The sequence below is a fragment of the Shimia sp. genome (assembly GCF_039969785.1).
Classification (GTDB): Bacteria; Pseudomonadota; Alphaproteobacteria; order Rhodobacterales; family Rhodobacteraceae; genus Shimia.
Map to the genome: position 1 here is coordinate 1 of NZ_JBDVNC010000041.1, position 3,370 is coordinate 3,370.

Sequence of the window (3,370 nt, forward strand, 5' to 3'; positions counted from 1 at the left end):
TCGTTGTCGTTGAACAGGTCAAAGCCGTTGCCCAGCCGGGCCTCGTCGCGCCCGTTGCCGCCAAGCACCGTGTCGTTGCCCAGCCCACCGAGCAGCGTGTCGGACCCGGCGCCGCCAAAGATTTCGTCAAAGCCAGCGCCACCCAGGATCGAATCATTGCCCGCTTCGCCCCGGAAATCATCCGCACCGGCTCCACCGTTGATCGTGTCATTGCCGTTGCCGCCGAACACCGTGTCGCGCCCGGCGTCACCGCCCTGACCGTTGTCGTTGAACACGTCAAACCCATTACCTAGCTGCGCCTCGTCGCGCCCGTCGCCGCCAAACACAGTGTCATTGCCTTCGCCGCCTTTCAGAATGTCAGCGCCGCTGCCTCCAAATATCTGGTCGAACCCGCCGCCGCCGAGGATAGAGTCATTACCTGCATCGCCCCGGAAGGCATCATTGCCGCCCCCCCCGTTGATGGTGTCGTTGCCGTTGCCACCATTCACCGTGTCGCGCCCGACCTCGTCGCCCTGCGCGTTGTCATTAAACACGTCCGCGCCGTTACCCAAATTAGCCAAGTCGCGCCCGTTACCGCCATCCAGTGTATCGTTTCCGATACCACCTTCCAACGTGTCGAAGCCATTGCTGCCCAGTACGGAGTCATTGCCACCACCGCCCAAAAGCCGGTCATTTCCGGAAAGCCCGATCAATGTGTCATCGCCCTGGAAGCCCATGAAGAAGTCATTACTCTGGCCGTAGCCTTCTAAGTAGCTGCCAAATTCGCCGCCTGTTGCCGGGATATTGGCCATAAAGATATCGTCATAGGCCTCGCCGTCCACCAGCAGCGACAAATTTCCTTCAACATCGACATCATCCAGAAACGGACCGCTGACATTGATAGCTGGCATCACACCAGCAAGGCCAACGGACCAATTCGTAAGGCTGAGATTCGCCAGACCGGACAGATCAATTGATCTGTCAGTGGTGAACGCCTCTATGAAATCCCCTTGCGTATAGTCAATGCGATACCAATCACGGTCGCCAAAAGTTTCAATTTCCCCGCGAACGATACTTTCTTTTGTCAGAGTGTATTGAGTTGCGGTTGACGCAAGAGCATCAGTTGTTTCTTCTATTAGTGTTTCCGACTGCCCGGAACCCCCACTGACCTTCATTTCATATTGGCCAATACCGGAGTCATTATATGCAGACACGGCGAGATAGTAGGTACCTGTTGAGAGACCGGAAATGGACATGTATGGCCAATAGGCCTGTTGCAGGAAGTTGCCGGATGAATCGTAAAGCGTCAGATCGGGATCAGATAAAGGCGCTCTCTCATCTAATTCCAAAAATAGTTCGAGCAGATCTGCTAGGTCATTCCCTAATACCCCTTGCGCGACGACTTCCAAGCCACCGGCTGTGACTCTGAATTCATCATCAGCCATGTTGAGATCAAACAGATCTGTGCCGCTATCCGAAAAGGTGAGGCCGTTCATCTGCGTGGCCGAAAGCTGGTTGATCAACGACGACCGTTCTGTTGGTGTCATGTTTCCGATGTTCGACACATTGTTCAGAAGGTCGGCCAGATCAATCAGTTCTTCGAATGATCCGGGAAGCGCCCCGTCGATACGCAAATTTGCCGCGCCAGATGAGATTGTGATTCCGTTTGAATCAAAATCAAACCCTAGGATTTCCGTGCCGTTGTAAGTTGCAAAGAGGCGATCGAAACTCCCTGTTGCAACGCCATTCGAAATCGCATCCATCAGATCCTGGGCTGTGCTGGCAGGGCTGATGCCAGAGCCAGTCATTGTCACTTCGTACTGGCCACTCGTCAGATTGATGCGTGTCGATGTCAAGCTGGAGAAGCTCATGGTATTCATCGCCGTCTCAAGGCCGCTCAACTCAGTCTGAAATTGTAAAGAAAGAGCTTGCAATGCGCTGAAATCCACTGTGTTTGCTAGTGACGTCAGCTTGCTTGATGAGACATTAATCGTGGAAACCATTATAAACTCCTATAAACTCCGGGCGCCTTTCGAGGGCTCTAAAAAATAAAGTGAACCAATTTTATGGTCATTTTCGGAAAATTGAAACAGGTGAAAATGCCGCGTTTGAGGCGTACTATTTTTGCTTTTCCATTTATATTGAGCTGTCAATTGGCCTCGGCGGATTCAGGTGGATTTTTTCTTCAGTATGGCACTGCGGAAACGCTCTATGCGCGAGATGCTTTGACAAAAAGTTATAATTCCTTTTTCGGCTCTTCGCCAGATGCAGATACCCAGCGCCGATTTGATCTCAGCGTAGGTGGAGAATCCGGTGCGCTCACACCGGGCGGTGCGCAGATCGGCATTGGTTACCAATTTGCAACAGATTATCAGCGTATCCGTTTGATCAGCACTGTTGAAATCTCATCGGGCAAGCGCTCGTTCCATCTGCCTGAAGGTGCAGGAATCTTTCATGATCCGGCAAAGATCAATCTTGTTTACCAGCAGCTTACGCTCTCGCAGGAAATCTCCACGCCGCTTCACCGTTGGACCGGGTTCACATTGGATGCGGGCCTCGGAGGTGGGGTCATTCTCACAAGATACAAAAGTTCGATTTCCTCAGCACTTCTCGATATTGATGTCTCGGGCAATTCGAGTTCCGGCTTCGCGCAGCTTTTTCTAAATCTGCGGTCGAACGGGGTGCATACTGGAAAACCGGAGCTCAAACTTGTTGTCAGGACGTCTGACAGAGACCTCTACGACGTCACGCTAGTGACCCGTTTTCATTTCTGATCCTCTTTCAGATGGGGACGGCTTTGTTGCACAAATCCAGGATTGAGCGGACCTCCCCTTTCCCCGGACGGACTTATCCTAAGGGCCTTGTGAAAAGTATGCCAAGAGCGATGACCCAGCCCGCTGCAATCGGGCCATTCAGGTTGTGACCCTCCCCCACTGAAGTGGTCAACCTCTATGATTGGGAAAGCGGAGGACCAGAGGTGGCCATAAAGAGAACTAAGTGCCAAGAGATTGTCGTGAAGTTGCGTAATCGCCGATCCCCGCTTCGCCTTCGCCACAGAACAATCCTTCTTCATAAAGACCGTCACCATGCACAAGGCGGATGTCGTAGGGATCAAGGTCCAACCCTTTGTCCCATTTGTAGACGCCCAATATAATTGGCCCGCCGACATATTCGCCGACAGCTCGCCCAATCCCGTAGGCAAGCGAAGGGACAACTGAGAATGGTACAGAGACAAGCACCGTTCCCAGCGGAACTGTTCCCTCTACGAATTTATCCGAGGCCATCAACGCTGCGGGGATCGCTTGGACTAATGCATCTTCCCCAAGCTCAGCAAACCCTGGAACCAGCACGTTGCCAAGTTCATCGAGTAGATCCCCATCACGCCCAAGAG

3 protein-coding genes are annotated in these 3,370 nt (G+C 52.7%); 1 reads left to right on the forward strand and 2 read right to left on the reverse strand.

The window, feature by feature from the left end; genetic code table 11:
- Positions 1 to 1,850: calcium-binding protein (locus ABJI08_RS19020; protein WP_348403434.1), on the reverse strand; the 1,850-nt coding region annotated here is incomplete at its 3' end.
- A gap of 195 nt (positions 1,851 to 2,045) precedes the next feature.
- Here ABJI08_RS19020 and ABJI08_RS19025 point away from each other — a divergent pair.
- Complete coding sequence (locus ABJI08_RS19025) at positions 2,046 to 2,753, forward strand: hypothetical protein (RefSeq protein ID WP_348403435.1); 708 nt, start codon at positions 2,046 to 2,048, stop codon at positions 2,751 to 2,753.
- 219 nt (positions 2,754 to 2,972) lie between these two features.
- Here the strand turns inward: ABJI08_RS19025 and ABJI08_RS19030 are convergent.
- Positions 2,973 to 3,370: hypothetical protein (locus ABJI08_RS19030; protein ID WP_348403436.1), on the reverse strand; the 398-nt coding region annotated here is incomplete at its 5' end.